At 48.8% G+C, this 16,704-nt stretch carries 14 protein-coding genes and 1 other RNA gene; 10 read left to right on the forward strand and 5 right to left on the reverse strand.

What is annotated here, in order from left to right; all coding sequences use genetic code 11:
- Positions 1 to 181 precede the first annotated feature (181 nt).
- Positions 182 to 580 (reverse strand): MAPEG family protein, encoded by a 399-nt coding sequence (locus AC5YB1_RS00285; RefSeq protein ID WP_494520319.1) that lies wholly within the window; start codon positions 578 to 580, stop codon positions 182 to 184.
- 222 nt (positions 581 to 802) lie between these two features.
- Between AC5YB1_RS00285 and AC5YB1_RS00290 the strand changes: the two genes are divergently transcribed.
- Both AC5YB1_RS00290 and AC5YB1_RS00295 read left to right on the forward strand, forming a co-directional pair.
- Positions 803 to 2,023, forward strand: a complete 1,221-nt coding sequence (locus AC5YB1_RS00290; protein WP_475515551.1) for a threonine/serine exporter family protein — start codon at positions 803 to 805, stop codon at positions 2,021 to 2,023.
- 177 nt (positions 2,024 to 2,200) lie between these two features.
- Complete coding sequence (locus AC5YB1_RS00295; protein ID WP_494520320.1) at positions 2,201 to 3,880, forward strand: BamA/TamA family outer membrane protein; 1,680 nt, start codon at positions 2,201 to 2,203, stop codon at positions 3,878 to 3,880.
- Between the two features lie 37 nt (positions 3,881 to 3,917).
- Here AC5YB1_RS00295 and AC5YB1_RS00300 read toward each other — a convergent pair whose 3' ends face one another.
- Positions 3,918 to 5,759 carry an SLC13 family permease gene (locus AC5YB1_RS00300; protein ID WP_494520321.1) on the reverse strand — a complete coding sequence of 614 codons (1,842 nt, stop codon included), beginning with the start codon at positions 5,757 to 5,759 and terminating at the stop codon, positions 3,918 to 3,920.
- Positions 5,760 to 6,060: 301 nt separating this feature from the next.
- On the opposite strand from AC5YB1_RS00300, the gene AC5YB1_RS00305 reads away from it, so the two are divergent.
- The 6 genes from AC5YB1_RS00305 to AC5YB1_RS00330 all read left to right on the forward strand — a co-directional run bounded on the left by AC5YB1_RS00305 (position 6,061) and on the right by AC5YB1_RS00330 (position 11,152).
- Positions 6,061 to 6,543, forward strand: a complete 483-nt coding sequence (locus AC5YB1_RS00305) for a TlpA family protein disulfide reductase (protein WP_475515549.1) — start codon at positions 6,061 to 6,063, stop codon at positions 6,541 to 6,543.
- Between the two features lie 3 nt (positions 6,544 to 6,546).
- The gene (locus tag AC5YB1_RS00310; protein ID WP_494520322.1) at positions 6,547 to 6,762 is read left to right on the forward strand and encodes a DUF4266 domain-containing protein; all 216 of its coding nucleotides are present in this window, start codon (positions 6,547 to 6,549) and stop codon (positions 6,760 to 6,762) included.
- Positions 6,753 to 8,045 (forward strand): DUF3570 domain-containing protein, encoded by a 1,293-nt coding sequence (locus AC5YB1_RS00315; protein WP_494520323.1) that lies wholly within the window; start codon positions 6,753 to 6,755, stop codon positions 8,043 to 8,045. Before AC5YB1_RS00310 ends, AC5YB1_RS00315 begins: the two co-directional genes overlap by 10 nt.
- Positions 8,046 to 8,127: 82 nt before the next feature.
- Entirely contained in the window at positions 8,128 to 9,045 is a 918-nt protein-coding gene (locus tag AC5YB1_RS00320; RefSeq protein ID WP_494521677.1) for an FAD:protein FMN transferase, read from the forward strand.
- A 65-nt stretch (positions 9,046 to 9,110) separates the two neighbouring features.
- On the forward strand, positions 9,111 to 9,770 hold the full coding sequence (locus tag AC5YB1_RS00325) for a response regulator (RefSeq protein ID WP_494520324.1): 660 nt from the start codon (positions 9,111 to 9,113) through the stop codon (positions 9,768 to 9,770).
- Complete coding sequence (locus tag AC5YB1_RS00330; RefSeq protein WP_494520325.1) at positions 9,770 to 11,152, forward strand: ATP-binding protein; 1,383 nt, start codon at positions 9,770 to 9,772, stop codon at positions 11,150 to 11,152. The genes AC5YB1_RS00325 and AC5YB1_RS00330 overlap by 1 nt, the downstream gene beginning before the upstream one ends.
- Positions 11,153 to 11,227: 75 nt before the next feature.
- On the opposite strand, the gene AC5YB1_RS00335 is transcribed toward AC5YB1_RS00330, so the two are convergent.
- The 3 genes from AC5YB1_RS00335 to rsmI form a co-directional block, all read right to left on the reverse strand.
- Entirely contained in the window at positions 11,228 to 12,754 is a 1,527-nt protein-coding gene (locus AC5YB1_RS00335) for a diguanylate cyclase domain-containing protein (protein ID WP_494520326.1), read from the reverse strand.
- A gap of 378 nt (positions 12,755 to 13,132) precedes the next feature.
- An RNA gene (gene rnpB / locus AC5YB1_RS00340) (RNase P RNA component class A) lies at positions 13,133 to 13,484 on the reverse strand.
- 74 nt (positions 13,485 to 13,558) lie between these two features.
- On the reverse strand, positions 13,559 to 14,401 hold the full coding sequence (gene rsmI, locus AC5YB1_RS00345) for a 16S rRNA (cytidine(1402)-2'-O)-methyltransferase (protein ID WP_110459018.1): 843 nt from the start codon (positions 14,399 to 14,401) through the stop codon (positions 13,559 to 13,561).
- 88 nt (positions 14,402 to 14,489) lie between these two features.
- Between rsmI and AC5YB1_RS00350 the strand changes: the two genes are divergently transcribed.
- Both AC5YB1_RS00350 and AC5YB1_RS00355 read left to right on the forward strand, forming a co-directional pair.
- Positions 14,490 to 16,322: a penicillin-binding protein activator gene (locus tag AC5YB1_RS00350; RefSeq protein ID WP_494520327.1), complete on the forward strand. Its 1,833-nt coding sequence runs from the start codon at positions 14,490 to 14,492 to the stop codon at positions 16,320 to 16,322.
- The gene (locus AC5YB1_RS00355) at positions 16,319 to 16,663 is read left to right on the forward strand and encodes a YraN family protein (RefSeq protein ID WP_475515542.1); all 345 of its coding nucleotides are present in this window, start codon (positions 16,319 to 16,321) and stop codon (positions 16,661 to 16,663) included. The genes AC5YB1_RS00350 and AC5YB1_RS00355 overlap by 4 nt, the downstream gene beginning before the upstream one ends.
- Positions 16,664 to 16,704 lie beyond the last annotated feature (41 nt).

Here is a 16,704-nt window from a genome sequence, read left to right on the forward strand (position 1 = left end):
TACTGCCTAACTATCAAACCAATAAATAAGTGTAGTCACTCAGGGAGATGCCCCAATAGACCAAGCCATGTGCGCCAATTACCGCAGCGAGGTAACACTCGCGGCGCAACCTTAAAAAAGACGCGGAGTATAACAGCTACCCCCTCATTATTGCGACCAAAAAAGCAGCAATCCGGTAATATTACGCGCCAATAATAAAATAGCCAATATTAACCACAGACAGCGTAAGGATAAGGATCCAGGTTAATAATACCCCCCAAAATCGCCCCCAATGATAACCCCCTTGCCCCAAGGTTAATCCCAGCGCGTGCAACACTCTGGCTAGCAGCCAAATCAGCCCCAAAAGATGCACATATGCTTGCGGTAAACCGTTAAGCTCGGCCACCAGCAGCAACATCAGCGCCATAGGTGCATGCTCAATCAGGTTACCGTGCACTCGGTTGGCAAGGCGCAATGTGGGCTGACCGCCTGTGCCTAAGCCAACCTTTAAACGACGCCTTAGTTTTACGACTCGCAATGCAAAATAAACCGCCATTATGGCGGTTAACCCGATATATAAACTGGATACTATGACCGACATTGTCTCTCCTCGTGGTGAATCTTCACGCCAATCGTACAGCGCAGAGTAGTTAGCTTACGTCAGCAGGCCGCTTAATTGTAACTTTAAGGTTAATTCCCGCGGCGGCATCGACAGCGATAGGCAGTAAAAACTTACCAAGCCGTTAACCTTTTTAACCTAAGATGGGGTAAGATGCGCTCGATCTAGGGTCACCCATCGGTTTTATCATCATGGAACAAACAAGTGGATAGCGAAGAATTTATAGAAAAGCGCAAATTTATCATCAAGTTAGGTAAGTACCTGCATAAATTTGGCACCCCAGCTTATCGCTTAGAATCTCACCTTCAGAGCATCTCAAAGTTATTGGGTATTGAAGGCTATTTTCTCATCTCGCCCACCTCGATGACCTTTGTATTACAACATGATGCCGACCAAGAATATAACCATGTGGCTCGTGTCAGGCCCGGCGATCTCGATTTAGGCTCACTGGCACGAACCGACGAGTTGGTGGGTGAGCTGGTATCTGGCAAACGCACCTTACAAGAGGCCACCGACCGACTGGAAGAGATTGCTAACAAACCTAGCCCTTACGGCACCCTATTAACCTTATTGGCGTTTGGCTGTTCGGCGGGCGCCTTTGCTATGTTAATGGGCACCAGTTGGCATGACGTATTTTGGTCGGCGGCCCTGGGGCTCATGGTGTATGGCCTCGTTTACCGCGCCGAACGCTCGACACGTATTGCCGAAGCCCTAGAACCTCTGGCAGCCATTTTATGTGCCATCGTCGCCTGTGGCATCGCCTATTTTGACCCTTTTATTAATATCCCGGTGGTGATTCTGTCGGGCATCATTATCTTTGTCCCCGGGCTGGCGTTAACCCTGGGCTTGGCCGAATTGGCCGCGCGAGATTTAATCTCCGGCACCGCGCGTATCATGGACGCGTGCATGCTGCTGTTTAAGCTCTATTTTGGCGCCATATTTGGCATGGTGATTGGCTCGGCAATCTTTGGTGAAACCATCTATTTTGAACCCGATCCCTTGCCTCGCTGGGCCATTTGGTCAGCGGTACCCATCTTGTCGATGGCGCTGGTTATCATCTTTAAGGCGCGTTTAAAGGATGCCGCTTGGGGGGTGTTTGCCGGTATTATCGCCTTCTTTTCCGCCATGCTCGCGGGCATCTACTTGGGCGAGTCTATCGGCATCTTTTTTGGCGCCTTGGCGGTCGGGATCTATTCCAACTTATATGCCCGCTGGATGAAGGCTCCCGCTTCCATTGCACTACTGCAGGGGATCGTTATCTTGGTTCCCGGCAGTAAAACCTATATTGGTCTCAATACCCTCATATTGGGTGAAACCATGCTCAACCAATCCCATATTGGCTCACAAATTTTCTTAATTTTTATGTCGCTAATCGCCGGGCTGATATTTGCCAACGTGGCCGTACCACCGCGCGGAACCCTATAGCCTATGCACTATGCTGATACATTGCGCCGCATGTATCAGCATTTGCGTAAATAAAATCATTACCTTATTTCAATTCCCAGCTTGACTAATACTGACACTGGGTGTGTTATTAAAATGTATCTTTTTTGTGGTCACGAGATGCTTTAATCATCACATAACAATAAGGTGGGTCGCTCCATGCCATATGTCGCTCGCTGTATTGCGCTATTAAGTTACCTGCTGCTAGCCCCGCTGCATGCAGCTATCTCCCCTGAGCCGACATCTGCGCCATCGAATACTCAAGCAGGGTTAGCCAACACAGCACAAACCGGTCCCCAAACGGTAAAAACCCCCATCAACAATATTGTCGTGGTTAGCCACGCCATATTCGATGAGTCCGATCCAGATGCTTTTTTTATTCACCGTTGGGCCAATTATCTGCACATCAATACCCGCGAGTCGACCCTACTGAGTAAACTCAGCTTCAATGTGAATGACGAGGTGTCACAACAAGATATTGAAGAAGCACAGCGAATTTTAAGGTACGAGCCTTACATTCGCGACGCCAAGATAACGTTTGCGCAGCCCGACCCTGATGCGGCGCCAAGTGACCCAGGAAAAACCGTATTAGTGGAAACCTGGGATAACTGGTCACTGCTGCCCACATTTAGCGCCAGTAGAAGTGGTGGTGAAAGTAAATTTTCTATCGGTATTAAAGAAGATAACTTACTCGGTTACGGCATCCGCACTCGTTTGAAATACAAATCCAGCGCCGATCGCAGCGGCTACCAGCTGGCCTTTCAAGCCCCCATGGATGACTGGATAAGACGCGCCACTCTCTCGGCAAACTTTTACGATAACAGTGACGGTGAAGCGGCCATGGTTGACTTCACCAAGCCGTTTTATACTCTTGACGATACCGATATGTACTCAGGGCGTTATATCAATGATTTACGAACCGATACTCTGCGCCAAAATGGGGTTGATGTGGATCAGTTTGAGCATCAAATCAATTTCTATAATGCGCAATACGGTTGGCGCCTCAACAAGGTCAATGACTGGCGTTCACGTGTATTAGTGGGGATCACTCAAGATCAACACACCTTTAAGCATATCGATACCTTTGTTGACGGCCCGCTGCCACAAGACCGAGATTATCACTACCCTTGGATAGGCTATCACTATCTGCAAGATGATTTTAAAGTGCTCAACAATGTCTACCTGATTAACTATAACGAAGACATTAACCTTGGTTGGCAACACTATGTCAGCCTGGGTATCGAAACCCAAGACACTAATGACAGCTCCCCTGTGGGTTATCACATCAACTGGCGATCATCGAGGGGATATCAAAGCCAAGCACAATTGCTACTGATGAGTATCGATGGCGAAGGCGTGTTTGCCACCAGCCAACCCGACTACTTTAAGGTGAATACGACAGCGGAATACTTTTATAAGCTGTCACCTAAGTGGACCGCTTATGCCAAGATGCGCTTGAGCGCCTCACAAAACAACTACCTCGACCAAACTTTTGCTCTGGGTGACAACACAGGCGTACGGGGTTACCCCAATGATTACCAACACGGTGATAACCAGTGGTTAGTCACTGCCGAAATTCGTAACTACCCTAATATTAATCTGTATCAACTGGCCGAACTTGGTTGGGCGGTATTTAGTGATTATGGCCATGCCACAGGCGGAACCGACCAAGATAATGAAGAGTCCGGCCCCATAGGTAGCTTTGGCATTGGGGCACGCATTTACTCGTCGCGGTCCAGTTATGGCAGTGTGGCCCATATCGATTTATCAGTGCCCTTTACCAGTGGCGCCGAAGTCAACAGTTGGGAATGGCGCTTTCAAGTAAAACAGCATTTTTAACGGCTATGCAGCCCGAGGCGATAGACTTAGTAACGTCCTACAGTGGCCATACGATAAGCAGTAACGGTAAGCTTACCGCCACGACCAATAGCTCAAGCGGCAACCCCATCTTCCAATAATCACCGAAGCGAAATCCGCCAGGACCTAAGATTAAGGTATTATTTTGATGCCCTATCGGAGTCAAAAACGCGCACGAGGCGCCGATGGCCACCGACATTAAAAAGGTGTCTGGATTCACCCCGAGCTGAGTGGCGGTACTGATGGCAATGGGGCACATCACTGCAGCGGTGGCGGCGTTGTTCATAAAATCTGACAGACTCATGGTCACCACAAGGATCAACCCCAAGGCGACGATGGGATTTCCCTGCGCCACGTTATCGAGCAACGCCTTAGCCAGCAGATCGGCCGCACCTGTCGAGGCGGTAATGCTGGCAACAGGGATCAGCGCCCCAAGCAAGACAATAACCGACCAATCGACAGCATCATAGGCACTTTGCAGTGGCACTATGCTTAGTGCCATATACGCAAGCATCCCCATGGCAAATGAGATCGCAGTAGGGACAAGCCCGGTTGCGGCGCCAGTGACAGCCAACCCCATGATGATCAACGCCAGCATCACCCGCTTGGTTACTGGGATCCCAATCTCACGCTGTGCTAAGGGCATACAGCCTAAGTTGGCGGCAAAATCACTTATGGCCTCGAGATCGCCCTGCATCAGCAACACGTCTCCCGCTTCGATGCGCGTTAAGCGTAACCGTTTAATCGAACGCCGCCCCCGCCGCGAGATAGCCAATAAATTCACGCCATATCGCCCCCTGATCTGTAGTCCCTTTGCGGTGCGACCATTGATGGCAGAACGCGGCATCACGACCAACTCCTGCAACACAATATCATCAGATTCAGATTCTTTTTTTTTCTCACTTGGCGCGTCGTCATTGCTGTCAACATCGGCCGGATCAGACTGCTGCTCCTTATCGACCTTAGCTGGTATGCGATCTTCGACTAATTTAAATTCAAACTTAGACAACACCTGTGATAGTGACTCGGGCTCAGCCTCGATAATAAGAATATCGCCAGCACGTAAGATTCTCGACTGGCTCGGGGCCGAGACCCTAAACGCGTTGCGAACTAAGCCCACCACCTGCGCATCGGTCTCATCCATCTCTTGATCAATTTGACGTAAAGACTTGCCCAGTGACCGACTGCCCTCATCGACCCGCACCTCGACCAGATACGTCCCGGTATCGAAACTGCTGCCGGCCGCCTGTTTGCGTGATGGCACTAAACGCCAACCGAGCAGTGCCACAAACACTACCCCCACCAAAGCCACAGTCAAGCCGACTGGCGTAAAGTCAAACATGGCAAAACCTTGGGATCCCGTTTCGGCGCGAAACCCAGACACTATGATGTTAGGTGGCGTACCGACAAGGGTCGTCATTCCCCCCAAAATGGTGCCAAATGCCAGCGGCATTAACACCCGTCCCGGTGGTAGCGATAACTTATTTGCCACCTGTATGGCCACCGGCATCAGTAGCGCCATGGCGCCGACATTATTCATAAAGGCACTGAATAACCCCCCGATACTCATTAATACGGTGATCATCACAGTGGGGCTGTCGCTGGAGGGCAACATTTTTTGCATCATGGCATCCACCGCACCAGAAAGTTGCAGCCCTTTACTTAATACCAGCACACAAGCCACAGTGATCACCGCCGGATGACCAAAACCTAAAAATGCCTCGTCGGCCGGGAGCAACCCCAGTAAAACAGATCCGAGTAATGCCGCCATCGCCACCAGATCATGCCGCCAACGCCCCCAAATAAATAGGGTCACTGTGGCGGCAAGCACAATAAAAATCAGCATCTGAGCCTGGGTCATATACAGGGCCTGGATAATTCTTGAGGTAGCTCAATAACAGTTGATAATCCAGCTTTTAGCAAGATTTTTAATCGCTTAATCCACGCTTAACTGTGTGAACTCAGCATCCCCCCCTTTGGATATCGGTTAGCCTACGCATTTTTGGGTACCATGGCTCACACCCACTTCCTACTCGCGGGGTCGGCCAGCCAGATGATGTTCTACACATGAAAATCAACTCAATCTTTACTGGCAAGTGTTAAGAAAACCTTAAGATTTGCACACTAGATTGATAAGCATCACCTCATCTGGAATCGACTTTATGAAGCAATTGCTGCTACTGCTTAGCTTGGCCTGTTCAAGTTTATTCTCGCTGCCAACCTATGCTGCGCCTTCGTTGTCGCACCCGGTATTAACCTCACAAGGCGAGCAAACCACACTTAACCAATTTAAAGGCCAAGTCGTTTATGTCGACTTTTGGGCTTCTTGGTGCGGTCCGTGCCGCAAATCTTTTCCTTGGATGAACGCCATGCAAGCTAAATATCAGCAACAAGGACTCGCCATCGTCGCCATTAATTTGGATACCGAAAAAGCGTTAGCGGATAAATTTCTCAGTAAGTTACCGGCGCAATTTCATGTGCGTTTCGACCCCGAAGGCACCACAGCGCAAGCATTTAATCTTCAAGGTATGCCAAGCAGCTTTATCTTTAACAAACAAGGCGAGCTCGTTCAGAGCCACATGGGCTTTTTCGAAGAATATGCATCGCAGTATGAGCAAGAGCTCGTGACGCTATTAAAGGAGTAAGCAATGAAAAAAACAATTCTGACCTTAACCATTATCACCAGTCTATCGGCCTGTTCGAACCTAGGTGTAGAGCCGTGGGAAAAAGATCAACTGGCCCGCGCCGACATGGCGTTAGATGCTGAAAAGCTCGATTATGCCCTTGATGATCATATCTATTTCAGTAAAGAAGGTACCAGTGGTGGCCGCGCATTTGCGGGTGGAGGTTGCGGATGCAATTAACTAAACATCGCAATATTGCCAGTGCACTGGCGATGGCGAGCTGCTCCTTAGTTGGCCAGCAAGCGCAAGCAACTGAAACGAGCCTTGATGATTGGAAGGTCGATGCCGCCGTAATGTATTACGGCGAACAAGACAGAGTGCAAGCGGTCGAGGCGATAGGTAACGTACAAAAAGCCTTTGGCGACACCTCGCTACTCGACATGAAATTAGTCGTCGACAGCCTAACTGGCGCATCGGCCTCGGGGGCAGTGGCGCAAGACACCAGCCAAACATTCACTCGCCCCTCGGGCAATGGTGAATATGTGGTTGCCCCTGGCGAAACGCCCCTTGATGACACCTTTCATGACACTCGCGTACAGGCTAGCGTCAACTGGAGTGAAACCTTAACCCCCCAATGGAAGGTTAACGGCGGTATTTATGGCTCCAAAGAGTTCGATTATATGTCGATGGGTCTCAATGGCGGCGTAGAGCGCAGCTTCAATAAAGATAACACTACCTTAGCGTTATCTGGCTCCTATACCTATGATGTTATCGATCCCGTTGGCGGCAAACCGGTGGCATTTTCGGCAATGGTGCATCGTGGCGACTTTCAAAATGAAGATGATTATCGCGCGGCGTTCAATCGCACCCGTATCGAGGGCACCGAAGACAAGAGTACCGCCGATGTATTGCTAGGGGTGACTCAAGTGCTTAACCGTCGCTGGTTGCTCCAAGCCAACTACGGCTTATCAAGCGTCTCTGGCTACATGAATGATCCGTACAAAATATTAAGCCAAGTCGATAGCACAGGTACCACCCAAGACTACCTGTATGAAAACAGACCCGATTCACGCCTAAAGCATAGCTTTTACATGATGACGAAAGGCGCACTGGACTCAGGCGTGGTGGATTTCTCTTATCGTTACAGCACTGACGATTGGGACATTCAATCACACACCTTAGAAACCCACTATCGCTACTATTTCAGTGGTAATTTCTATGGTCAAATTCATTTGCGCTACTATCAACAACAGGCGGCTAACTTTTATCAACCGTTTCTGCTCACCTCAGACCCACTGCCTGAATATGCCAGCGCCGATTACCGTATTGGTGACATGACGGCTTATACCGTTGGCATTAAATTTGGTCAACGCTTAGCGGGCGGCCATGAAATAAGCTATCGATTGGAGTATTATCAACAAAACCCTGAAAATAATGGCACCGAGTTGATAGGCCAATTGAAAAACTATGATCAATTCCCTCAGGTAAAGGCGATCATGGCGCAATTTAGCTACTCATTTTAGCCAATCTCGTGCCCGCAGATGCGGGCCTTTAAGGACAGCTATGGCGCTCAGTAACTCACATGCCCCAATGACGCACACCGAAATGACGCTGCCCCCTTTAGCCCAAGGTGCAGAGCTGCATCCCCGCCCGTGGGGATTTTTGGGACAATTTCGCGCCATGGCCAGTCCTTGCGAATTACTTATCGCCACGTCAGATGTGACCACGGCCAGCCACATCCTTAACCTCGCTGCCCATGAAGCTAAGCGAATAGAAACCAAATACAGCCGATTTATCAGCCATAATCCTCTTTGGCAGCTTAATCATGGCGATGGCAACCCCATGCCCATCGACGCTGAAACCCATCGTTTGCTCAGCTTTGCGCAGCAGTGCTATAGCCTCAGTGATGGCCGTTTCGACATCAGCGCGGGCCCATTAATGCAGCTATGGCGCTTTGAAGACCTCCAACATGGGCGCATCCCCTCAGCCCAAGAGATCAACCACGCTAAATCCTTGGTCGACTTTTCGGCGCTGCACATCACCCCGACCAGCCTACAGATGCCCAAGGCCATGAGTTTAGATTTTGGCGGCATCGCCAAAGAGTATGCGGTCGATAATACCGCCAGGTTAATAGCCGAGCGCTGGCCAGCGCTTTCGGTACTGGTGAACTTTGGCGGTGATATCGCCTGCCCTGTGGCACGCACATCCCCCGAAAGTGCTTGGCAAGTGGGCATCGAAAACCCCAATGCGTTAGATAGCGCGAGCGCGTTATTACAGATCCGCCAAGGCGCTCTCGCCACCAGCGGCACAACAAGGCGTTACCTTGAAAAGGACCATAAGCGTTACGGCCACATTGTCGACCCGAGTAGTGGTTTTCCCGTAGAAAACGCACCGCTATCGGTCACCGTATTAGCACAAAATTGTGTGATGGCTGGCATGCTGTCGACCATGGCCATGTTAGAAGGCGCTAACGCCGAGGCCTTTTTGACGGCGCAAGGCGTCTATTTTCAAGTATATCGATAATTGACCCACAACTTGATATAAATAAACCGACCGCATCCATGTTGGGTCATCGCAATAGGATCAATATGCGTATACTGCTTGTGGAAGATAATGAGTTACTCGCCCAAGGGATCTGCCTTAGCCTCGGCAAAGTTGGCATGCAGATCGATCACCTTAGTAGCTATCAACAGGCGCTCAACTCGGTACACAACGAGACCTTCAGCGCCATAGTGCTCGACCTTGGCTTGCCCGATGGCAGCGGCAAAGACCTATTAAAACATTGGCGTAAGCAAGGGTTGTCCACCCCCACCATAGTGCTAACCGCCAATACCGATTTCGACACCAAATTGGCCTGTTTAGACATGGGCGCCGACGATTACCTTAGCAAACCCTTCGATGTGCGCGAGCTCGCCGCGCGGATCCGCGCCATTGTACGCCGTCATCATGGGCAAAATAACAACAGCTTAAGCGTTGGCGCCTTGCACATGAACTTAGATACCCGCGAGGTGCAGTTTCGTGAGCGCTTAATCTCACTCTCTCGGCGCGAGTACCAGCTGTTACATGAGTTGGCGCAATCGGCTGGCAGAGTGCTAACTCGCCACCAGCTTGAGCAGCTCACCTATGGCTGGGATGAGGTCGGTAGTAACTCTATCGAAGTGCACATTCATCACTTACGCAAAAAAACCACCAATGAATTGATCAAAACCGTACGCGGCATAGGCTATACCTTGGTTGAGACCGAATAATGTATTCACTACGTTTGATGCTAACCACGCTGATGCTGACAGGCATCGCCCTGTCGGTTGGCTTATCGAGCTGGATGAGCACCCGTGATGCTTCAGAGCAGATTGAAGAACTTTTCGATGCGCAAATGATGCAAACGGCTAAAATGTTGGAGCTGTTTTATCAACATGGCATCACAGCAAGTGATGCCCAAGCACTAACCGAGCAGGCGCAGCTATTTCACATTGAAAATAGTGATGTAGATACTTTTGCTGAACAGGCTGACGCCCTACAACTCTCCTATGAACACAAATTAGCGTTTCAAATATGGTCAGATAACGGTGAGCCATTAATTCTGTCTGACAACATTACCGCCCAGCCGATAACTGAGTTTGTCGCCGGTTATCATCAAAAAATCTTAACCGATGAACTGTGGCATGTGTTTAGCTATTATTCAAAAGATAACCACATCTGGATTGTCACCGCCCAGCAAGATGACGTGCGCCAAGAGCTGGTATCACAAATTATGCATAATGCCGTCAGCGCCCCCTTAATGATCGCACCCATTGTGCTGCTGGCTATGTTACTGCTCTCTTATTGGCTATTTAAACCGCTCAAGGCGTTCGAGCAACGGCTCAACCAACGTAGCCCTCATGATGTCACGCCTATCTCTATGCCCCTGCCGAGCGAACTTCTTCCGGTGCAGAAAGCGCTCAACTTATACATCAACCGCTTTGCCAACGCCTTAGCGCGAGAACGACGCTTCAGCGCTGATGCGGCGCATGAATTAAAAACGCCACTGTCGGTCATTAAGCTGCATCAAGATGGACTAGCAGAGCTTATCCCCCCGTCACAACAAGCTAAATTACATTTAGCCGCCATTAACAGCGGCGTCACCCGTCTCAGTCATACTGTAGAACAACTGTTATTACTCGCACGGGTCGATTCGATAGAGGAACTAACGTTAGGCCCTAGCCATGTACAAACTATGGTGGAGGAGGCATTAAATCAGCTTATGCCAGGGATCACCGATTTCGAATGGGAGATGGCGATCCCCAGTGATCTGTATGTGGCCGCCGACCATTTTTATATCGAATTAGTGCTTAAAAACCTACTAGAAAACGCCTGTAAATACAGCCCAAAAGAATCACTTATCCGCATTAGCGCGACAAGAAACGCCAACTACATCGATATTGATATTACAGATAACGGCCAAGGGATGACGCCAGAGCAAATTGCTAATGCCGTAGAGCGCTTCTATCGAGTCAATGAAAATGAAGGTTCGGGGGCGGGCTTAGGATTATCGATTTGCCATCATATTGTTGAGCTGCATCGCGGTAAACTCACCCTAACATCACGCCCCCAAGCGGGGCTCACGGTTACCGTCAGCTTACCTATCGCCTAGCGACTAAGGTTTAAGTTACAGGGTAAGGTTAAAGATTCAGGGTTGTACCCCATGATCACGCGCCACCGCTGACGACTACGAAGGTAATGTCGCGAACGCGTAATTATTTTTACCTTGCCTTTTAACCTGATACATCGCCTTATCGGCCATTTTCACCAAGGCATCGGCATTATCGCTATGTTGAGGATATAAGGCGATGCCAATACTGGCCGTGATCTTGACCTCGACATCATCATAAGTAAAAGACTGGGCTAATACATTGACAATGCGCTCGGCGACCAACTTAACCGAAACCTGACTCTCAACTTCTGTACATAAAATCAAAAACTCATCGCCGCCAATACGCGCAACGGTATCGATATCGCGAACGCTGCAGCTAAGACGCTGAGTCGCTTCGATTAATAACTGATCACCCGCATCATGGCCAAGCGAATCATTGATCGCCTTAAACCCATCTAAATCAACAAAAAGCACCGCTCCATTCTTGCTGTGCGCCGTGAGCAAGGCATCATTCAGGCTCTGCATAAAAAACGCTCTGGTGGGCAAGCCAGTTAAGGCATCATGATTGGCTAAGTGGTGGATACGTTTTTTAGCCTCTTTTAAATCGGTGATATCTTCCTTAACCGCGACAAAATGACTAATGTTACCGTTACGCTGCTTCACTGGCGCGATAGACGCTATCTCCCAAAAAAGCTCACCGTTTTTCTTACGATTATGAAATTCACCACGCCACGTATGTCCAGAAGAGATCGCCCGCCACAATCTTGAATATTCATTGGGATTCATTTCACCCGATTGTAAGACACGCGGATTTTGCCCTATCAGCTCATCTGGGCAATACCCAGTTTTCTCAATAAAGGCCGGATTAACATAGTTAATCGCCCCCGCATTATCAGTAATAATAATGGATGATGCCGACTGCTCAATCGCCAAGGACAAAATGCGTAATTTAGACTCTAATACCGAATAACTCAGTAAAACCAGCGAAATAGCAATACCACCAATAATAAACACACCACTTAATAACACACTGGAGGAAGTCAAACTCGGATCTAAAAATTCACTATAGGAGGTAGAAAAAAGCGCAATGACACCACGAATACCATGGGATAACCCAAATAAGCCAAACATAAACGCAACTGCATAACCTGCGGTGCGCCACGGTGCGTCCTTCTCAGCCAATAATGTCTTTACTATCATGGCGCATATCATAAAAAAGGCCGCGCTAAGCACTACGATTCTCATATTGAGATTGTTATCGATATAGTAGAAGTAACTAAACAGCAGCAATGTCAGCAGTGGAAAACCAACATCCAATAACTCTATGGAAGCACGACCCGTAAAAATACGCACACCACGATAAATAAGCAAAAAACCAATCACATAAAAAGTGTTAGCGATAACAATGGAGAGAAAATCTGGCAGGTTACCCCGCCCAAAAAGCAGCACACAACCTAAAGCAATACAAGACATGCCCGATGCCCAAAAGCCTGAACCATTACGCTGATGTTGCGCTCGCCACAACGAAATTAACGCCACGGCAGAGCCAAATGAAATAAGTGCAGTGACGACGAGTAAAGTACGATTATCTAATATTTGCATATAAACCGCGTAAGACCATTTGCATCGGTGAACTCCATTTCAACCCTTTCGAGCGTCGCATTAATGGCAAAATGAACGGTGACCTTATTTGTATTTTTACAATGTTTATATTTAGTAAGATTTAGCGGTGAGATGTTAACACAAAAAGGTCATTTGAACTGTGATATAAAACATATTCGGCTTTATTCTGCTGCGTTGAAAGAATGCAGTATTAATCGCCGCCTATGGATGAGAAAAATTCGCTTCGGATGTTTGGGCTTGAATAAGGGGGAGTTGAGATAATAGCCGGTGAAAAAACAATGAGTACTGGTGTTTTATCCTAATGAGACTGTATAAGCACAAAAGGCCTCACATTGCTGTGAGGCCTTTCGTATAAAGAGGGTGAGTTGGCCGATAAGCCGGGTCCTGTCGTGGACAGTTATTCATCTAGGCCTGCAATCGCTCACAGGCTCAAGCGACCTACCCGGTTCCAACGCGAGCCACGCCATACGGAACCCTATTTGGTCTTGCTTCGGGTAGAGTTTACCTTGCTACGGACTATTGCTAGCCGCACGGTGCGCTCTTACCGCACCCTTTCACCCTTACCAACTTGATAAATCAAGCTGGCGGTCTCCTCTCTGCTGCACTTGTCGTCGGTTCACACCGCCCAGGCGTTCCCTGGTACCCTGCTCTTTGAAGCCCGGACTTTCCTCCCCGTTCTTGCGAACGCAGCAACTGTCTGGCCAACTCGGCGCGGATTATAGCTTAATGACTCTTGGCATTCCACCTAATCTTCGTCACAGACAAGCTACACTGGATAATCGATTACAATCCGATCTCTAAGCCATATTTATATAGGGCATTTTTCTTCAATCCGTGGATCTGTGCAGCGATGGCAGCAGCCTTTTTTAACGGTAACTCTTCAATTAACAGTTTAAGCGTGTTGATAGCCACCGTTGGGATGCCTTCATCATCATTAATTCGATGACCATGGCACATCAGCACAATTTCACCTTTTTGCTGATTAGGATCTTGCTTTACCGTCTGCAAGATTTCAGCGGCCGAGCCTGAGAGGAAGGTTTCGAAGGTCTTAGTCACTTCTCGCGCCATCACCACATGGCGATCTTCGCCTAGCGCGGCCACGATAGATTCGAGACTGTGGACGATGCGGTGAGGCGATTCATAAAAAATCAGCGTACGTGGATCTTCAGCCAGTTCGGTTAACTTATCGAGGCGGCCCTTCTCTTTGGCCGGCAAGAAGCCTTCAAAAGAAAAGCGATCCGATGGTAACCCTGACGCACTCAGTGCGGTAATGGCAGCACAAGGCCCAGGTAGCGGAATAACGTTGTAACCTGCCTCTCGCACCTGAGAAACCAAGTGATATCCGGGGTCTGAAATCAAAGGCGTGCCCGCATCAGAGATTAACGCGACCGCTTCGCCATTGGACAGTTTTTGAATGATCCACTGGGCACGATCCCTTTCATTATGATCATGTAGCGCCGTTTTACGGGTTTCGATACCAAAATGGCTAAGTAATTTACCACTGTGACGCGTGTCTTCGCAGGCGATAAGTGACACCTGATTCAGCACCTCGATTGCACGAGTACTGATGTCTCCAAGGTTGCCTATGGGGGTTGGAACTATGTAAAGCGCGACCGACAGGTCCATATCTACCTCTGTAATGATTGTCACAAGACTTTCGTCAAGCTGAAGAGCAGGTTAAACTACAGCCAGCATCTTACCAGAGTGAAGTCCTGTGTTAAAAAGACTGAATACAACTAAATTTATCTTTATCGCGGTTTTATCAACGGTGTTATTTGGTTGTGCCACTTCGACACCGCCAGTTAAGGAGACCCAAAGCCAGGTCTCTTTGAGCAGCGCGCCACTCAATGCCTCACAGTATTTAGCCGATGCTGCAAAGGCATCATCTGCAGAGCAACGCGATAGACTCATGTTGCAAGCGGCCCACGCCTTTATTAATCAGGGCGATACCACTAATGCGGCGCAAACATTGGCGTCAATCAAAGCTAACTTAGTGCAAAAGCCAGAACTGTTAGCGCAACATAAATATTTAACCGCACGCGTGCTAGAGCTTACCTCGACTTATGATGATGCACTCGCCCAGCTCAATTATCCAAGCCAGTGGCGCTTAGCCGAATGGCAAATGGCTAACTATTACCAGCTTAAGGCGCGCCTCTACCAATTGATTAAACAGCCTATCGAACAAGCAAGACAATTGAGCCTGCTGAGCCTTTATCTTCCTAAGCCAGACTCATATCGGGTTAATGACGAGATTTGGCGGATTTTACAGCCGCTGCATGAACAAACCTTGTTGTCATTTAGCCAAGATACCAGCACCCCGGTTTTTACCGGTTGGTTACAGCTGGCGTATATTGCTAAGCATTATGCCATAGATCCGCAAGTGCTCGTGCAGCAATTATCGGCTTGGCAACATGATAATCCGCGCCACCCAGCAGCCATGAAGCTGCCAACGGATCTTGAGCGTGCGGTTAACGCTAAGCCATACAGACCCAAAAATATCGCGGTGTTATTACCGCTTAGCGGCTCAAGAGCCGCTATCGCTAACCCAATTAAGCAAGGTATTGTCTCGAGTTATCTGGCAAATCCTGACGATTCGGTTTCGGTGAACTTTTTCGACTCAGCTAAGGGGGCCGATATCGCCTACCAGCAGGCGGTGAATGCTGGCGCCGAATTTATTATAGGCCCACTACTACAATCGGAAGTTGCCACCATTCTTGAGGCGCAAAATGCGGCGCCACAGAACACACCATTGCCGCAACTGTTTCTGAATAAAGCCGACAACATAACCCCTAATGCCGATCAGTTTTTCTTCGCCTTGTCGCCAACCGACGAGGCTATCGATGCCGCGCAAAAGCTGTTTAAAGACGGGGTTGAAAGGCCGCTCCTATTAGCCAGCAATGATAATATCGGCCGCCGCATGGCCGATGCCTTTAACGAAAAGTGGCAAGCCCTGACTGAGGAAACTGCTGAGGTACACTTTTATAATAGTGGCGATGAAATGAAGGTGACAGTGCAAAAGTCACTGGGCGTGATTGACAGTAAAGAGCGCATTGCGCGCATTAAAGCCTTACTGGGTAATCAAATTGAGGCAGACTTTCGCTCTCGTCGCGATATTGATGCTATTTACATGATCTCCAGCAGCCAAGACCTGCCCTTACTTAAACCCTTTATCGACGTTAATTTCAGTGTGTTTGCTCAGCCAGTACCACTTTACAGCACTAGTCGAAGCCGCATCGAAGGAAACTCTCGTAGCGTCGCACAGGAGCTCAATAACCTCACCATTAGTGATATCCCTTGGCTATTAAAAGCCAATGCCGAAACGGCAGAGGTGGCTAAGCTGTGGCCCAACTGGAGCAACAGTCAAAAACGCCTCTATATTATGGGTTATGATGCGCTGCAATTGGTGAGTAAATTAGCCCAGATGCGAGCCTTACCGGGTTATCAATATTCTGGTGGCAGTGGACTGCTTTCGGCCGCGCCGGATGGTACTATTAACCGCCAGCTAAGCTGGGGACGTTATCAACGCGGAAATCTGCGACCACTATGACGCTGCCAGCCCATTTAAGCCGAGGCCGCTCAGCAGAAGATGCGGCGTTAGCTTATTTGCAGGCTCAAGGGCTGACATTCGTCGAACGCAATGTGCGGTACCCGTTTGGTGAAATTGACCTCATCATGAATGAGGGCCAAAAATGGATTTTTATTGAGGTAAAATACCGCCAATCTAAACAGTTTGGTGGTGCAATACACGCGATTAGCCGAGGCCAAATCGAGCGACTACGTCGAGCAGCAAATCATTATATGCAGCGCAATCATATTGATGCACAATGCCGCTTTGATGTCGTCGCCATAGATGCCAATGATATAAATTGGATCACCAATGCATTTTAGTGATCACTAAGCCTCATGCACACAAGTAAAGGCTTGTTGAC

Source organism: Shewanella sp. 433 (assembly GCF_059338565.1).

What these genes read in the sequence shown, in the direction of transcription:
- AC5YB1_RS00355 (WP_475515542.1), top strand. Translation starts at nt 16,319, where the DNA reads ATGACGCTGCCAGCCCATTTAAGCCGAGGCCGCTCAGCAGAAGATGCG.
- AC5YB1_RS00285 (WP_494520319.1), bottom strand. Translation starts at nt 580, where the DNA reads ATGTCGGTCATAGTATCCAGTTTATATATCGGGTTAACCGCCATAATG.
- AC5YB1_RS00330 (WP_494520325.1), top strand. Translation starts at nt 9,770, where the DNA reads ATGTATTCACTACGTTTGATGCTAACCACGCTGATGCTGACAGGCATC.
- AC5YB1_RS00335 (WP_494520326.1), bottom strand. Translation starts at nt 12,754, where the DNA reads ATGCAAATATTAGATAATCGTACTTTACTCGTCGTCACTGCACTTATT.
- rsmI (WP_110459018.1), bottom strand. Translation starts at nt 14,401, where the DNA reads ATGGACCTGTCGGTCGCGCTTTACATAGTTCCAACCCCCATAGGCAAC.
- AC5YB1_RS00295 (WP_494520320.1), top strand. Translation starts at nt 2,201, where the DNA reads ATGCCATATGTCGCTCGCTGTATTGCGCTATTAAGTTACCTGCTGCTA.
- AC5YB1_RS00310 (WP_494520322.1), top strand. Translation starts at nt 6,547, where the DNA reads ATGAAAAAAACAATTCTGACCTTAACCATTATCACCAGTCTATCGGCC.
- AC5YB1_RS00320 (WP_494521677.1), top strand. Translation starts at nt 8,128, where the DNA reads ATGACGCTGCCCCCTTTAGCCCAAGGTGCAGAGCTGCATCCCCGCCCG.
- AC5YB1_RS00300 (WP_494520321.1), bottom strand. Translation starts at nt 5,759, where the DNA reads ATGACCCAGGCTCAGATGCTGATTTTTATTGTGCTTGCCGCCACAGTG.
- AC5YB1_RS00325 (WP_494520324.1), top strand. Translation starts at nt 9,111, where the DNA reads ATGCGTATACTGCTTGTGGAAGATAATGAGTTACTCGCCCAAGGGATC.
- AC5YB1_RS00315 (WP_494520323.1), top strand. Translation starts at nt 6,753, where the DNA reads ATGCAATTAACTAAACATCGCAATATTGCCAGTGCACTGGCGATGGCG.
- AC5YB1_RS00305 (WP_475515549.1), top strand. Translation starts at nt 6,061, where the DNA reads ATGAAGCAATTGCTGCTACTGCTTAGCTTGGCCTGTTCAAGTTTATTC.